Genomic DNA, 15,143 nt, shown 5'->3' with positions numbered 1-15,143 from the left:
CTTTTCTACGGTAACATCAAATGGTAACCCACTCTATTCATAGGTTCCGTTTCCGGCTTGTTTTCCTGAAGCTGTCCTGAAAACAGGATGCTGCCCCACCAGAGGCGGAAGCAAGCTGCAGCCCCCTCTTTCGATGTGCGGGAATCAAAGCGTTAAAATCCTGCAGTGGCTACCCTTTCCTTTCTTACAGACCACTTTCTGGCTAGCCGCTGTAGAAGTATTCACCGGAAGAACGCGCAGAAGCTCTCCATTGACCGAGCAAAAGCAGCCATTCACCGTTGAAACCTGGAACAGTTCAACGGTTTTCCTGCCTTCATCCCAGAAATACAGGGGTTGATCGAATGTTTCCCTCTGCCCCTCCTGGTCCACTTACCTTTGCATCATCATACAACAACAAAGAAAGTGACAATTTCACCCCTAGTCATGAAACAATTTCCAGAATACCCTTTCCCCCAGAAAAGAAGTAACCCAATTCAAGCTTTACATTATTCAATTTTAATCTGCTTCTTATTACTCACTTTTCCTTTTAATGCGGTACAGGCTCAAACCACTTCGCTTGGTTGTAAAGCTTCTGATGAGTGCTTTGACGTTACCTACACCAGCTTTACCCGGAATAGCAACCATACCGTCACCCTTTCTTTTTCAGTTAAGACCAACTGCGGAAACGCCTTGAGCCATGTGGCCTTTGAGCTGCCTGCGGGCGCTAAAGCAACCAACGCCAGGAACACCAACACCAGGTTCACCTATTCTTATGAAAATGGTACCAACAACCCTTTCTACTCTTTAAAGTTTGAGGCCACCAGCGCTGAAGGCTTCAAGAACGGAGCCGTTGACCACTTCTCTTACACCTTGACGGCCGCCGAGTTTGCCAAACTCTCTACCATCAGAGTAGAGGCCAAAGCCTCTGGTTCTGTGGGTACTGTTTCTTTCAGAGCCCAAACCTGCGAGCCGGCAAAACTGGTGATTGCAGGTCCAGCCATGGTAGAAGCCAATACCAGGGTTTCTTACTCGGTGCCAGCCAATCAACTGAATGCACCTTATATCTGGACCGCCCCCGAGGGTTGGGTGATTGTAAGCGGACAGGGAACCAACACCGTTACCTGTATCTGTACGGCTAAGACTGGTGAAATGCAGGTGAGACAGGGAACCTACAGCTTTGGATCTTTGGCCGTGGCGGGTTATGAACTTTCTGACGGAGCTTTGCCGGTAACCTTGACTTCATTTACGGCTACCACCAAAGCGAATGTGGTGAATCTGGCCTGGGCCACCGCTTCAGAAAGAGACAATAAAGAATTCATTCTGGAGCGAAGCTATGATGCGGTAAATTTTGAGCCGGTACAAACGGTCTCCGGCAATGGAACCACCAACACCGTGCAGAACTACCTGACAACAGATGCCGCTCCGGCCAAAGGAACCGTCTACTACAGATTAAAGCAGGTGGACCTAGACGGCGCCTATGAATACTCTAAAGCCATCTCTGTTGCCCTTAAACCAGCCACTGTCGCGCCAGTTTTGGCAGTAGAGTCTGTTTACCCTAATCCTTTTCAGGGGGAGTTGACCGTTCACTTCACCTCTGGCACCGAGACGGCCACCACCCTCACCCTGTTTGACCTGACCGGAAAAGTTGCTGCCAACCAGTCGGCCGCCGCTGGCACCAACAGCTTCCGGATTACAGAGACAGGCAACCTGAAGCCTGGTATCTATATCTTAAAGGTAAGCCAGGGACAACAGTCCATGACCTTGAGAGTGGTGAAAAATTAAGCACCTGTTTTGATTGGGGGCGGGAGAGGCCTAACGTTTTCTTATGCTGAAGTAAAAACGCCTTTTCAAAACAACTCCCTTAACTCACCTCAGATAACCCTTCTCATTCATAACAGGTTATAACCTCTCAGCCAACCTCACCTATAGCACAATTTCTTTAAAACCATATCATTCAGCTGGTATGCCCGTTCAAAAAAGACTTTAGAAAATGACATAAATCATTCTTTAAACTTATTTTTTTCTGATTTTTTATTAGCAGGACACAAAATTAAACTCTATTTTTGCAACGTAATTATGAGGAAGTTAGGTTCTGCTACCTGAAAATCAGATAAAACAGAAATTAGCTTAGAAATAATTAGAATATTCACCGTCGATATCAGCAGGTTCACCCCCCGGATCACACTGTTTATCGAAATTGACCTCCTGCGTGCCACCACCCCCTTGGCCTAAGGAAAAGCAAAGAGTACCTTTGATTATCACATTTTTCCTGATTACAATGGAAAGAAATATGCACAAGTTTGCATTTTTGGGTTATCCAAAACAGCTTACCCGCCTTCGCACTTCATTTGTTGAGGGAACTTTTATGCCTCGTTTCAGAGGGTACACCAAGAAATCACACTTGTTCCTGCTTTTGCTCGTAGGCAGCTTTTTTCTTGTTTCCCCTTCTTTTGCCCAAGTAACCTATACTTCAAAACAATCTGGGAATTTTAACAGCACCGCTACCTGGGGTGAGACCTATGCCCCCGGCAGCAATGAGTACAACAACGGTGACAGCAGAGTGCCCAGCATTGTTAAGTATGTGATCAAGGCAGGGCATAATGTGACGTTGAACATTGACTTTGCCCTGGGCAACCAAGCCAACAACACTTTTGTTGCCCGCGAGATTGTCATTGAGGATGGGGCATCACTTTCCGGTTCTGGCAGGCTGACTATCCTGAACAACAATTCAAAGCTGACCAACCACGGTACCCTCTCCCTCAGCAATAACTTTACCTTTGGGGTGAACAGGAATGATTCTGCCTTCTTCCTCAACAACGGTTCTGCCACCATCTCCAGCATTCAGGAACTGGGCAAAGGCTCTATTCTGAACAACGGGGAGTTGACCATCACCCCCTCTATTGTGCTGAAGAACATCACGTTTAAAAATGCTGAGAAGGCTACTATTAGTTTAAATGGCGTCCATATCAACGTTGGCTCTACCATCACCAACAGCGGCAGCCTGACCATCAACTCTACGGCAACTGACGCGTTGAACATCAACAGCGGTCTGTTCTACAACTACGGCCGCACAGAAGTGAAAGGTACTACCAACCTGGCCAGCGGCCCTTCCAGCAGCGCCTTCAATAACCTGACCAACCACGGCTACTTCAAAACCAGCAAAACCTACTTCAACAACACCTCCTCCCTGTACAACAAAGGCGAATACATCAGCACGGTGGAGTTCCTGGTAAACCAGGGAATCATAGTGAATGAGTCTTGTGCCTATCTGGAGCAGTCTACCTCAGGACAGGTGTTTGAGGTGAGAAACAGCGTTTCTTCTGTTACCAACAAAGGCTTTATCAAAGTGGTGGGTAACTTCAACCTGACGGCCGGAGCCAAATTCCAGAACACTGGTTCGCTCTTTATTAACGGCAACCTGTTAAATGTCAATTCCGGCACCACGTTGACCAACAACGGGAATGTGCAGGTGAAGAAAGACTTTACCAACATGTCTCAGGCGGTCTACACCGGTTCAGGCAAAACCAAGATTGAAGGGTACTCCATGAACTCTGACCAGGCCAGAATTGAAGGCAGCCAGTGCGTGTATGATCCTTCTGCCGCCTCTGCCGGTAAAATAGTAGATGAGCCTTCGCGCAACGGTGCCACCGTGGCGGCCACTGTCACCAACTGCGGCAACTACACGGCTGCCGCCCTCTGCTGTAACTACACCACCACTGTGACTGGTCCGGCTGCTGTTACCCCGGGTTCTACCGTTACTTACTCTACTGGCGCCATTTCTGGCGCCAGCAGCTATACCTGGACGGTACCTGCCGGCTGGACCATTACCAAAGGGGCGGGAACCACCAGCATCACGGTAAAGGTGGGCACCCAGAACGGTGAAGTAAAAGTGCAGGCAGACAATACCTGCGGTACCCTTGCCGTCACTACCTCTACCCCACCCGTGATCACAGGCCAGCCACAGGCAGTTACCATCTGCGCCGGGTTGAATGCCTCCTTCACCGTGACTGCCAGCGGCTCCGGAGTCACTTATCAGTGGGAGGTCAACAAAGGAACATCCTGGGAAGCAGTGAGCGGAGCCACCCTGGCCACCCTCACCCTGACCAATGTGGAGGCCGCTTCTAATGGGTACCAGTACCGTTGTGTTGTGACCGGGAGCGGCACAATCTTGACTTCAGACGCGGCCCTCCTCACGGTAAACGCCACTCCGTCTATTGTTACGCAACCGGCTTCCCTGGTTACCAACACCATGAACAGCAATGCCATTTTCACTGTCTCTGCCAATGGGTACAACCTTACATACCAATGGCAGGTGAATACAGGCAATGATTCTTGGGTAACGATCCAGAATGGCGGCATTTATTCAGGGGCTACTACCAACTCCCTTAAGCTGACCAAGATCACCTACGCAGAGAACAACTACTCATACCGTTGCGTGATCACAGGCTGCAGCCAACAGGTGGTTACCAACCCGGCAATTTTAACCGTAGGCGCCAGCCTGGCCGTAAACCTGAAAGTATTGCTGGAAGGGCCTTACAATCCTTCTACAGGTTTAATGAGCACGTCGCTGAACCAAACCAAGCGGTTGCCGTTTACCCAGCCGTACAACTTTGGTACCTACAACTACGCTGGGAATGAGGCAGTAGCCTCCAACTTCTTCAGCAACAACCCAGACATTGTAGACTGGATTCTGGTAGAAATCAGAACTGAACTTGACCCCAGACAGCTGGTTAGCAGAAAAGCCTGCTTCCTGAAGAAAGACGGCTTAATTGTTGACCTGGATGGAAAGAGCCTCCCAGACTTTCTCAATGTGGTGGAAGGAAACTATTACGTAGTAGTCATTCACCGCAACCACTTGCCCATCATCTCCAAGAAACCGGTGAACCTTACCGCCAGCACCCCGCTGTATGACTTCAGCGAAGCCTTGGAGAAAGCTTCCGGGGTTTTCCCTCAGCAGGAAATGCCTAACGGTAAATTTGCCATGTACGCCGGAGACGGCAACGGTACCGGTAGCGTCACCACCGCCGACTGGAACGAATGCTGGATCAGAGACAACCAACGCACCGGTTACCAGTTGACAGATTTCAACATGGACGGGGTGGTGAATGTGCATGATTATAGGGCACTATGGCTTAAGAATAACGGAAAAGTAACCCAGGCTCCCAGATAGTCTTATTAACAGGAAATCATGAAATCTCTTTTATTAACAGTTTCCCAAAAGATGATGCTTTGCTTCCTGCTGGTGCTAGTGGCGCAGGCAAGCTTTGGGCAAGTGAACAACAACGGAACCAGTTTTGTGAACGGGCACATCCAGAAGGTGAGCAGCGTCAACAACACCCTGGTGGTAGCATTCACGTTACAGTCTACCCAGCGCCGGTTGGCCAACGCCACCCTCAAATTCACCTATGATGAAACTATCCTGCAGCTGCAGGAAACGCCTATAGCAGAGTCTCCCCGTGACAGTGACAACAAACTGAGCACCGGTGACTATTTCTTCCATAATGATCTCCGTGGTTCCTCAGACTCAGCGCCGAACAATGGCTACGAGACCCTCACGGTGACCAAGGGCCTGTTGCCTACCGGTACCACTACCGGTAACAAAACCTACCAGATCAACATCAACAACCAGTTGATGAATGAGACGCTGCAGGTAAACCCCGCCTCCAACATCTCCAAGTTCCTTCCCCTGGATCAGACGCAGACAGTCCTTACCCTCAAGTTCAAGATCATTGGCACAGGGTATGCCAACCTGAAGTGGCTGAACGAGAAAGACGACTTTGAGATCATTCTCCTGAACGAAGAGGTAGTAGACTCTGAGCCCAACAAGCAACTGACCGCAGAGACCATCTTTGTACAGCGGGAAGAGGACAAGAACAAGCTCCTTCTGGCCTCTACCGGAACGGGTACGGTAAACAACCCCATCCTGGTAAATGTGACCTCCAGGGAAACCTTTAACCTGGAGGCTGGTTCTGTGGGCTTCTATGTCTACTTCAACACGGCCAACACTTCATATGACGCCAGCCGCACCAGAGATTTGTTAGCACTGGCTTCTAATTTTGGCTGGCCAGCCGGGTCCATCACCTTAGAAGAAATCCCGTTGGTGTTCAGAAGTTATACCGTAAACGGCTCCCCGGAAGTAAAAGAGTCATATTACAACCGCCGCATCAGGTTTGTCAGCAGCGCCAACGGCCAGCGGGATGATCAGTGGCAGCCCAATGCTCCGCAAAACGTGCTTTCCCTGGTGTTCAATGAGGTCATGCACCCCACCAAAGGGCTCCAACCCATTGATATTTACTTAGAGGCCATCACCGGGGAACAAGGCCACAGCACCACCTTTAAAAATTATGACGGGCTGGAGCACGGCGTCATTGAGCTGCAGCGGGAGTTTGACCTGCAAGACAACGCCCTGCCGGTAACCCTTACCAAGTTTGAGGCCTCTATTGCCGGAAACCAGGTTAAGTTGAACTGGACAACGGCCTCTGAGCTGAACAACAAAGAGTTTGTGGTGGAGCGGAGCAAGAATGCCCAGAGGTTTGAGCCGGTGGGTACCGTAGAAGGCAATGGAACCAGCAACACCCTTCTCTCCTACTCCTTCACAGACACCAAACCGCTGGCGGGCACTTCTTACTACCGCTTAAAACAGGTAGACTTTGACGGCAAGTCTGAGTATTCTAAATTGATTTCCATCAACCACACGCCTAGTGCGCAGGAATCTATTGCCATCATTTCTACCTTCCCTAACCCGTTCCAGAACAAGATTGTGCTGGAGCTAAAACTTGCCGCCGCCGCTACCATTCAGGTGCTGCTCCTGGATCTGAACGGGAAACCGGTTTACACTAAAAACCTAGCAGGGGGAGCCGGCGTACAACAGTACACCGTTGACAATATTGGCACCCTGCCAAACGGCATCTACCTGATGAAGGTGGTTTCCGGTACCCAGGTTGCGGTACAGAAACTGGTGAAGAGCTTTTAAATAAATTGACAGATCCCCCAAGCAAGGAGCCGGTGCCACAGCACCGGCTTTTTCTTTTTTACGCCTCTCCGGTCAGGGCTTCCCGCGGTTCCTGACAGTCCTTTGTAAACAGGTTTCCTTGTAACTGTCGGGCGAAATGTCAGTGACCTTATAGAAGGAGAAGGAGTTCTTGCTGTTTTAGGTCTGTTTTCCTGAAAACAGGCCTAAAACAGCAAGAACTCCTTCTGGGTAGAGCCCTACACCTTGAGCAGGCAGTCAGGCAGGGCTAACGTCTGGCTACTTCTATCAACCCACTATGACAGCTCCAAACCTGAGAAGGGCGCCTTGACTCCAAAGGGACAAGCGCAACCCCGTAAAAGCTTCCTGGGTTCTGTAAGAAAGCGCCCCCCCTCCTTACTGCAAACAAATAATGGGATTTCTGTTTTTCGTGTTTTACAAAAACAGGCCGAAAAACAGAAGGAAATAGCAGAAGTTCATTGGGCGGCTTATCTGTTTGGGTTACTTTTGCGACCGCAATGGCCGCTGCTGAAAGACCAATAATTAATTAAACACTTCCTATTGGTTTATTCGTATGCCAAGTACCAATACTTTTACCATGGCAAAAAACGAAAATTCTATGGTCACCCATCCAGACGTTGTCTTGATTGGGGCCGGTATCATGAGCGCCACCCTGGGCGTGATGCTGAAACAACTGCAACCTGACTTAACCATTGAAATATATGAGCGCCTGAATGAGGTAGCCGCCGAAAGTTCAGACGCCTGGAATAACGCCGGCACCGGCCACTCAGCCTTCTGTGAGCTCAACTACACCCCAGAGAAAGCCAACGGCACCATTGACATCTCCAAGGCAGACGTGATAGCCGAATGGTTTGAGCAGTCCCGCCAGTTCTGGGCTTTTCTGGTGGAGAAGGGCGTGATGCAGAACCCGCGCAGCTTCATCAACAGCACCCCGCACATGAGCTTTGTGTGGGGCGAAAAAAATGTGCAGTTTCTGCGCAAACGGTTTGAAGCCATGACCACCTCGCCCCTGTTCAAGGGTATGCAGTACTCAGAAGACACCCAACAGCTGGAAAACTGGATGCCGCTCATCATGCAGGGCCGCGACCGGTCACAGCCCCTGGCCGCCACCCGCATGGAAATGGGAACCGACGTGAACTTTGGCTGCCTCACCCGCAACCTGTTCAAGTACCTCAAAGAGATGGGCGGCGTGACCATGCACCTGAACCATGAGGTGACCAAACTCAAGCAGAAGGAAGACGGCCTGTGGCGGGTGCGGGTGAAAGACCGCAGCACCGATGAGAAGCGCCGCGTGCGGGCCAAGTTTGTGTTCATTGGCGCCGGCGGCGGATCACTGCCCCTGCTCCTGGCCTCCGGCATTCCCGAAGGCAAAGGCTTTGGCGGCTTCCCGGTGAGCGGCCAGTGGCTCAAATGCACCAACCCAGACATCATTGCCCAGCATCAGGCCAAAGTATACGGCAAGGCGGCCGTTGGCTCTCCGCCCATGTCAGTACCGCACCTGGACACGCGGGTGATCAACGGGGAGAAAGCCCTCCTGTTTGGGCCTTATGCCGGTTTTACCACCAAGTTCCTGAAAAAAGGGTCGTTTTTTGACTTGCCGCTTTCCATAAAGGTGAACAACCTGCGGCCCATGCTGGCAGCCGGTTACACCAACATACCCTTGACCAAATACCTGATCAGCCAGGTACTCCAGTCCCCCGAAGACCGCATGGCTTCGCTGCGGGAATACGTTCCCACCGCCAACTCCAAAGACTGGGAGCTGGAAGTGGCCGGCCAACGGGTGCAGGTGATCAAGAAAGACCCCAAAAAAGGCGGCGTGCTGGAGTTTGGGACCGAGGTGGTCAGCTCCGCCGATGGCTCAATTGCCGCGTTACTTGGAGCTTCTCCGGGGGCTTCTACCGCTGTTTCCATCATGCTGGACCTAATTCACCGCTGCTTCCCCAACCGGGCGAAGTCACCGGAGTGGCAGGCCAAAATCAAGCAGATGATCCCGTCTTTCGGACAATCTTTGAAAGACAACCCGCAGCTGTGTGAGGAGATCAGGGAACACACCAGCCGCGTACTGCAACTGAAAGAGAACCATTTGGTCCAGCGGGAATCCTAACCAATACTACCTGTGCGTTTTGGAGCTGTTTTTCTGAAAACAGCTCAAAAAACGCACGTTTCTTTTATCGGCATTTGCCGCACCAACAGACAGCACCCGGCCTGACTATTCATTGGCCTTTTACACAAACAAAGCCTTTTCTTTCAATGATCTGGCTTGAGAGGCTTAGAAGTTTACCTCATGATGGGTCTGTAAAAGCGCAACCGAACGCTGGTGACAACGGTTTCAAAGACAATCCTGAAGCTCGGCTTTCGGGGAAAGTCTCCTATCAGAGAAATCACTCACGCATGTTTTTGGCCTCAAGCCACCATCCCGCCGGTTCAAAGGACGTGCATTCAATGGTTGTTCCATTTCTTTTTGTACCTTGTCTAAGCACCAACCCAGAAGAAGATGTCAATAGAATCAGCCGCTGACCTCACCGGCATGAAAGCCATAAGCGAAGTGGTGGCGCTCACCCTTCGCCAGATGCGCGAATATGCCAAACCGGGCATCACCACCAAAGAACTGGATGAGTACGGATTCTCCATTTTGCAGCAGTACAAGGCCAAGCCAGCGCCCAAACTCATGTACAACTTTCCCGGGTACACCTGCATCAGTGTGAACCAGGAGGTTGCGCACGGCATCCCGTCAGACCAAGTGATGCTGCGCGAGGGCGACCTGGTGAACATTGATGTCTCAGCTGAACTGAACGGCTTCTTCGCTGACAACGGGGGCTCTTTTGTGCTGGGCCAGGACCACCGCCACCTGAACCCGCTGGTACAGGCTTCGCAGGCCATTCTGCGCAAAGCCATCAGCCAGATCAAGGGCGGCGTACGCATTGCAGAGGTAGGGCGCCTGATAGAAACTGAAGCCAGGAAAGCAGGCTACAAAGTCATCAGAAACCTGATGGGGCACGGCGTGGGCCGAAGCCTGCATGAGGCCCCCTCAGAGATACCCAACTACTATGACCCCTCTAACCGCATGCGGTTTAAGAAAAACTCAGTCATTGCCATAGAAACCTTCATCTCAGACAAAAGCACCATGGCCTATGAGAAAGGCGATGGCTGGACGCTGCTGGGGAACAAAGGCGGGTATGTGGCCCAGCACGAGCACACGGTGCTGATTACAGACAGTGCGCCCGTGATCCTGACCGAGGCCAATCTGATTTACTAACCACTTCTGCCAGACGCAGAATTAGCGTATGTGCGCGCCACCAACAAATGCGTTTTAGTCCTGTTTTTCTAAAAACAGGACTAAAACGCATTTTTATTTCTACTGTTTCTCACTGCCATAAGTCCTCTTCCCCGCCCCTTTCCTCCCCGCCAGGTCTCTGACATTGCCTCTGTTGGGAGCCTACTTTTTTCTTGCTTCTAAGGAGTTTAGCCGGGTGCAGCCACTGCTTAAATCCACGTTTTGGGCCTACTTTTTGGAAAACAGCCCCAAAACAGAAATTCCCCCCTTACGAACCAATCTGGCATTAGCAGATAAAAGCTTGTTTCATTTCTGATCTTGCAGATGAAACCGGGGAGCGCAAGTTTCTTCCTTGGTGTTTTTTAGAGCCACTTAGCAGCGCCAAGGTGCGAGGCAGCTACCGCCAAGTCAGGTTGTGTAGAGGCCCGTTAACAGCACACAAGATATTACAAACATGCTCCACGTTTAAATAGCTTTCTTCAGAAGCTTAGAAAAAATACTTGGCGGCACATTTGAAAACAGTTATCTTAGCGCCTAAGATATTTAGGTAGAAAGATAATCCATGAAAGAGGAGCTGGTAAAACAAATCAGGAAACTTACCCAGCAGCACGCCTACACCTCCCTTCAAATGCACGAGGCGGTAGCCCGCAAGGCAGGCCTATCAGGCACCGACCACAAATACCTGGGGTTCTTGCTGGAGAAGGGAGAAATGACGGCCGGTGACTTCGCAAAGGCCACTGGTTTGACCACGGGGGCCGTGACCGGTTTGATAGACCGGCTGGAGAAGAAGAAATTCCTGTCCCGGCACTTTGCCGAGGGAGACCGACGCAAGGTGCTCCTCAAACCTAACACTGGGCTCATCATGACCCTGTTAATTCCGCTGTATGAAGAATTCAGGCGTGAGACCGAAAACCTGATATCGTCCTTTTCAATAAGTGAAATCAAGGTTATTGAACGGTATTTCTCCCAGGCGCTAGCCATCATGAACCAGAGAATTGAGATCCTCAGCCAGCCTGATGCGAATGAATAAAACTCCCTCATTTCTTATCCGCTTGACGGCTCTTTTTCTGAGCTGATTGGTGCCTGAAAAAAACAGCACCTGCCTCTACAGAAAAGGCCAGGCCCCAGTCAGGGGCGTATGCCGTCAGCAAAAGGCAATCTCCCCATACTTATCTGATAATTATCAATTCACCCTTATACCGCCTTCTCCCATGCTAACGAACCAACCACAAAACCCGGCACAACCCACTACTTTTGCCCAAACATATTTTCACGGCACCAAGGCTGAACTTCAGCTGGGGGATTTGATAAATCCCGGCTACCCATCCAACTTCGGGGAACGGAAACAGGCCAAGTACATCTTTCTCACCGCCACTTTAGACGCCGCCATCTGGGGCGCGGAGCTGGCCTGGGGCGAAGGACGGGAAAGAATCTACCTGGTAGAACCCACCGGTCCCCTTGAAAACGACCCTGATCTCACCGACAAGAAATTCCCGGGCAACCCCACCCAGTCGTACCGCTCCACGCATCCGTTCAGGGTAGTAGGCGAAGTGACGCGCTGGCAAGGGCACCCCCAGGAGCAAGTGCAGGCCATGAGGGCAGGCCTAGCCAAACTATTAGCGCAGGGAATCTCATTATTAAACGACGAGTGAGGTAGCTGCTGCCGGTGGCAAGATCTTACCTGTTCATTATCCAGCAGCTTCTGTATCCTGCTCCGCACAGGCTTTTTGTTTTCATTCACCTGAGTAGGCACCCGGCCTATCCTCTTCTCTGAAAAAAGTTCTTCTATCATTATGAAGTTATTTAACTACATGTATATTTGTAGCCAAATAACTTCATAATGAATTTAAGACGAGACGTTTTCCAAGCCCTTGCAGACCCCACCAGAAGGGCCATCCTTCTTTTGCTGGCCAGCCAGTCTATGACGGCGGGGGCTATTGCCGCCAACTTTGACTCCGCCCGGCCTACCGTTTCCAAGCATTTACAGATACTCACTGAATGTGAACTGCTGGCGCAGGAACAGAAGGGACGCGAGGTGTATTACCATCTCAGCGCCTTTAAAATGAAAGAGATTGCCGATTTTCTGGAGCCCTTCCGCCAACACTGGGATGACCGCTTCAATAAGCTGGAGCAGGTCATGAAAGCCTATCAATCTAAAAAATAATTTATGGAAAGCAGAACCCACCTCACCGCCGAAGAAGGCAAGCATGACATTGTCATCACCAGAACCTTTGACCTGCCGCTTGCCCTTCTTTTTAAAGCCTACACTGAGCCTGAGTTGGTGGAGCAATGGATGGGCAACAAAGTCCTGAAACTGGAAAACAAAGCCCACGGCGGTTATCAGTTTGAGACCCGAGATGCGCAAGGAAACGTCTTGTTCCGCGCGAATGGCACCATTCATTCGTTTGCACCCAACCAATACATCACTAGAACCTTTGAAATGGAAAACACGCCCTTCCCGGTGCAGCTGGAGTTCCTAGATTTTAAAGAACTTACAGCAGAAAGGAGCATGCTTACCATGCACCTGATCTTTAAATCGGTCACCGACCGAGACAACATGTTGAAACTACCCTTTGCAGCAGGCATCAACATGGCCCACAACCGTCTTCAGACCTTTATGGAGAATAGAAAGTAGCCAACCTATGAAAAAGAGAGACAACATCATCTACTGGGTTTCCACCGCCTGGCTTTGTTTGGGTATGGCCTCTACGGGCGTGGTGCAGCTCCTTCAGCTGGAGGAAGAGGCGCAAAAAATAAGCGAACTGGGCTATCCGCTCTACCTCCTGCCCTTCCTTGGCCTCTGCAAAGTGTTGGGCGTCACTGCGGTGCTGCTTCCCCGCCTCCCGTTGATAAAAGAGTGGGCCTATGCAGGCTTCTTCTTCTTAATGACGAGTGCCCTTTTTTCGCACCTTGCCCACCGCGACCCGTTAACGGAGTACTTCGGCCCTGGCCTGCTGCTTGTATTGACCGCTGTTTCTCGGTATTTTAGACCTGCCCAAAGAAAAGTCACCCACCCTCTTACCTTTAAGAACGCATGAACCCACACGTAGACAAATACCTCCTGGACGGTTGTATGCGCTGCCCATACGGCGGCACCCCGCAGTGCAAAGTGCATACCTGGCAAGCCGAGTTGGTGCTGCTCCGGCACCTTGCGTTGGAGAGCGGCCTCACCGAGGAAGTCAAATGGGGCGTTCCCTGCTACACCCTGGGCAACAAAAACATTTTCATGGTCACCGCCTTCAAGCACTACGCCGCCCTCAACTTCTTCAAAGGGGTCTTGTTGAAAGACGAAGCCAAACTCCTCACCGCCCACGGCGAAAGCTCCCAATCGACCAGGTCCCTCCGGTTCACCAGCCCAGACCAGGTGCTGCAGCAGCAGGAGGTAATCAAGCAGTATCTGCAGGAAGCCATTGAGATAGAGAAAGCGGGCTTAAAAGTGGCGTTCAAGAAAAACCTGGAACCGGTACCAGACGAGCTTCTGGCCACCTTTGCAGAGCACCCCGACCTGCAACACGCCTTCTACCGCCTCACCCCCGGCCGCCAAAGGGGCTATGTGCTTTTCTTCTCCCAACCCAAGCAAACCCAAACCCGGTTCAGCCGCATTGCCAGGTGCCGGGAAAAGATTCTTCAGGGAATGGGGCTGCATGACTAAGGCTGCGCCAAACTGTGTGTCACTATCTTTTTGTTATTTTCAAGCTTTAAATCAGCGGGCATTGAGTTTGGACCAGACGCGCCGCCGCTGGCAAAATTACAGCAGGGGGTGATTGGGGTCAACGGCTGGCCAACCGTCTGCTGGTGCTTTGCTACCTTCTCTATCCTGTCTTACTGGCGAAACTGTTCCTAACCATACCATCATTTTAACTTGTAAAATCATGTCCTTTCAAGCGTATATAGACAACATTGAAGCCAAGACAGGCAAGACGCCCGCCGATTTTAAAAAGCTAGCCGAGGAAAAAGGCTTCATAATAAACGGGAACCTGAACCCCGCCACTAAAGTCACAGAAATCACCAATTGGCTAAAAGAAGACTTCGGGTTAGGGCACGGGCATGCCATGGCCATTTATGCCACGTTTAAAGGGAAGACGGAATAAGAAGGAGCTACTTTAGCCCTCTGATTACAGATGGCTTACCCCGTATCACGTAAGTGCCTGCTGGTACTGGCGCTATACGGAGCTTATTTTACTTTCTCCACCTTTTGTCATCCTGAAAGGACCTTGTGGGCGAACTAGAACAGCGGATAAGTAGCGCCATTCCCGCCATTCGCCGCTGTTCGGGATTTGCAATCCCGAACTTACATATCACGCGGATTTGCAATCCGCGCTGCAGTAGGCACGGAACTGGCAACCGGGATGGCAAATCCCCTCTATACCTGCTTCCGGATTGCAAATCCTGAAGAGCGGCCACCTTTTTATCAGGACCCTGCCCTAACTTTCAAGAAAGGTTTAAAGCGTTTAGAAAAAGGTATTTCGAGAACAAACAGAGAAAGTAATCTTATGGCAACCCAAGAAATAAAATCCTCCTCCCTTGCTGAAATGAAAGACAAATTCATTGGCAAAGTAGGCACACAGGAGAGAGACGAATACGAGTATGAACTTCACATGGAGGTGTTAGGCAAAATGATTAAAACTGCCCGGCAACAGCGCAATTTAACGCAAGAGCAATTAGGCCAATTAGTGGGTGTGCAGAAGGCTCAAATCTCTAAGCTGGAGAATAGTACCAATAGCGCCACCATAGACACGGTTTTAAAAGTTTTCAAAGCCCTGAAAGCCGAAACAAATTTAATGTAAAGTTAGAAGACAACTTTGTTAAGCTTGAAGCTGTTTAGAGTTTTGACAGTAAGATGTTTTGCAGAGAGTTTTATTTCTGTTTTCGGGCTGTTTTTCAGAAAACAGCCAAAAC

13 protein-coding genes are annotated in these 15,143 nt (G+C 50.5%); all 13 read left to right on the top strand.

Features of this window, described 5'->3' with window-relative positions:
- Positions 1 to 423: 423 nt before the first annotated feature.
- The 13 genes from A8O25_RS14445 to A8O25_RS14380 all read left to right on the top strand — a co-directional run bounded on the left by A8O25_RS14445 (position 424) and on the right by A8O25_RS14380 (position 15,031).
- A complete protein-coding gene (locus A8O25_RS14445; RefSeq protein WP_066836085.1) occupies positions 424 to 1,761 on the top strand; it encodes a T9SS type A sorting domain-containing protein in 1,338 nt (445 codons plus the stop codon).
- A gap of 583 nt (positions 1,762 to 2,344) precedes the next feature.
- Positions 2,345 to 5,149: a hypothetical protein gene (locus tag A8O25_RS14440; RefSeq protein ID WP_153042760.1), complete on the top strand. Its 2,805-nt coding sequence runs from the start codon at positions 2,345 to 2,347 to the stop codon at positions 5,147 to 5,149.
- A gap of 18 nt (positions 5,150 to 5,167) precedes the next feature.
- On the top strand, positions 5,168 to 6,952 hold the full coding sequence (locus A8O25_RS14435) for a T9SS type A sorting domain-containing protein (RefSeq protein ID WP_082893657.1): 1,785 nt from the start codon (positions 5,168 to 5,170) through the stop codon (positions 6,950 to 6,952).
- 595 nt (positions 6,953 to 7,547) lie between these two features.
- Positions 7,548 to 9,074 (top strand): malate:quinone oxidoreductase, encoded by a 1,527-nt coding sequence (locus tag A8O25_RS14425; RefSeq protein WP_066836116.1) that lies wholly within the window; start codon positions 7,548 to 7,550, stop codon positions 9,072 to 9,074.
- A gap of 390 nt (positions 9,075 to 9,464) precedes the next feature.
- A complete protein-coding gene (gene map, locus A8O25_RS14420) occupies positions 9,465 to 10,226 on the top strand; it encodes a type I methionyl aminopeptidase (protein ID WP_066836080.1) in 762 nt (253 codons plus the stop codon).
- A gap of 580 nt (positions 10,227 to 10,806) precedes the next feature.
- Complete coding sequence (locus A8O25_RS14415; RefSeq protein ID WP_066836079.1) at positions 10,807 to 11,274, top strand: MarR family winged helix-turn-helix transcriptional regulator; 468 nt, start codon at positions 10,807 to 10,809, stop codon at positions 11,272 to 11,274.
- Positions 11,275 to 11,455: 181 nt separating this feature from the next.
- Positions 11,456 to 11,896: an NAD(+)--rifampin ADP-ribosyltransferase gene (gene arr / locus A8O25_RS14410; RefSeq protein WP_066836078.1), complete on the top strand. Its 441-nt coding sequence runs from the start codon at positions 11,456 to 11,458 to the stop codon at positions 11,894 to 11,896.
- 188 nt (positions 11,897 to 12,084) lie between these two features.
- Positions 12,085 to 12,408, top strand: a complete 324-nt coding sequence (locus A8O25_RS14405) for an ArsR/SmtB family transcription factor (RefSeq protein ID WP_066836077.1) — start codon at positions 12,085 to 12,087, stop codon at positions 12,406 to 12,408.
- Between the two features lie 3 nt (positions 12,409 to 12,411).
- Complete coding sequence (locus A8O25_RS14400) at positions 12,412 to 12,879, top strand: SRPBCC family protein (RefSeq protein WP_066836076.1); 468 nt, start codon at positions 12,412 to 12,414, stop codon at positions 12,877 to 12,879.
- Between the two features lie 7 nt (positions 12,880 to 12,886).
- The gene (locus A8O25_RS14395) at positions 12,887 to 13,282 is read left to right on the top strand and encodes a DoxX family protein (protein ID WP_066836075.1); all 396 of its coding nucleotides are present in this window, start codon (positions 12,887 to 12,889) and stop codon (positions 13,280 to 13,282) included.
- Complete coding sequence (locus A8O25_RS14390; RefSeq protein WP_066836074.1) at positions 13,279 to 13,896, top strand: YdeI/OmpD-associated family protein; 618 nt, start codon at positions 13,279 to 13,281, stop codon at positions 13,894 to 13,896. The genes A8O25_RS14395 and A8O25_RS14390 overlap by 4 nt, the downstream gene beginning before the upstream one ends.
- 220 nt (positions 13,897 to 14,116) lie before the next feature.
- On the top strand, positions 14,117 to 14,335 hold the full coding sequence (locus A8O25_RS14385; RefSeq protein WP_066836073.1) for a DUF4287 domain-containing protein: 219 nt from the start codon (positions 14,117 to 14,119) through the stop codon (positions 14,333 to 14,335).
- A 258-nt stretch (positions 14,336 to 14,593) separates the two neighbouring features.
- Positions 14,594 to 15,031 (top strand): helix-turn-helix domain-containing protein, encoded by a 438-nt coding sequence (locus A8O25_RS14380; RefSeq protein ID WP_338152751.1) that lies wholly within the window; start codon positions 14,594 to 14,596, stop codon positions 15,029 to 15,031.
- Positions 15,032 to 15,143: the final 112 nt, after the last annotated feature.

It is taken from the genome of Rufibacter ruber, assembly GCF_001647275.1.
Taxonomy (GTDB): domain Bacteria; phylum Bacteroidota; class Bacteroidia; order Cytophagales; family Hymenobacteraceae; genus Nibribacter; species Nibribacter ruber_C.
This window is presented reverse-complemented; position numbering and strand designations above follow the sequence as displayed.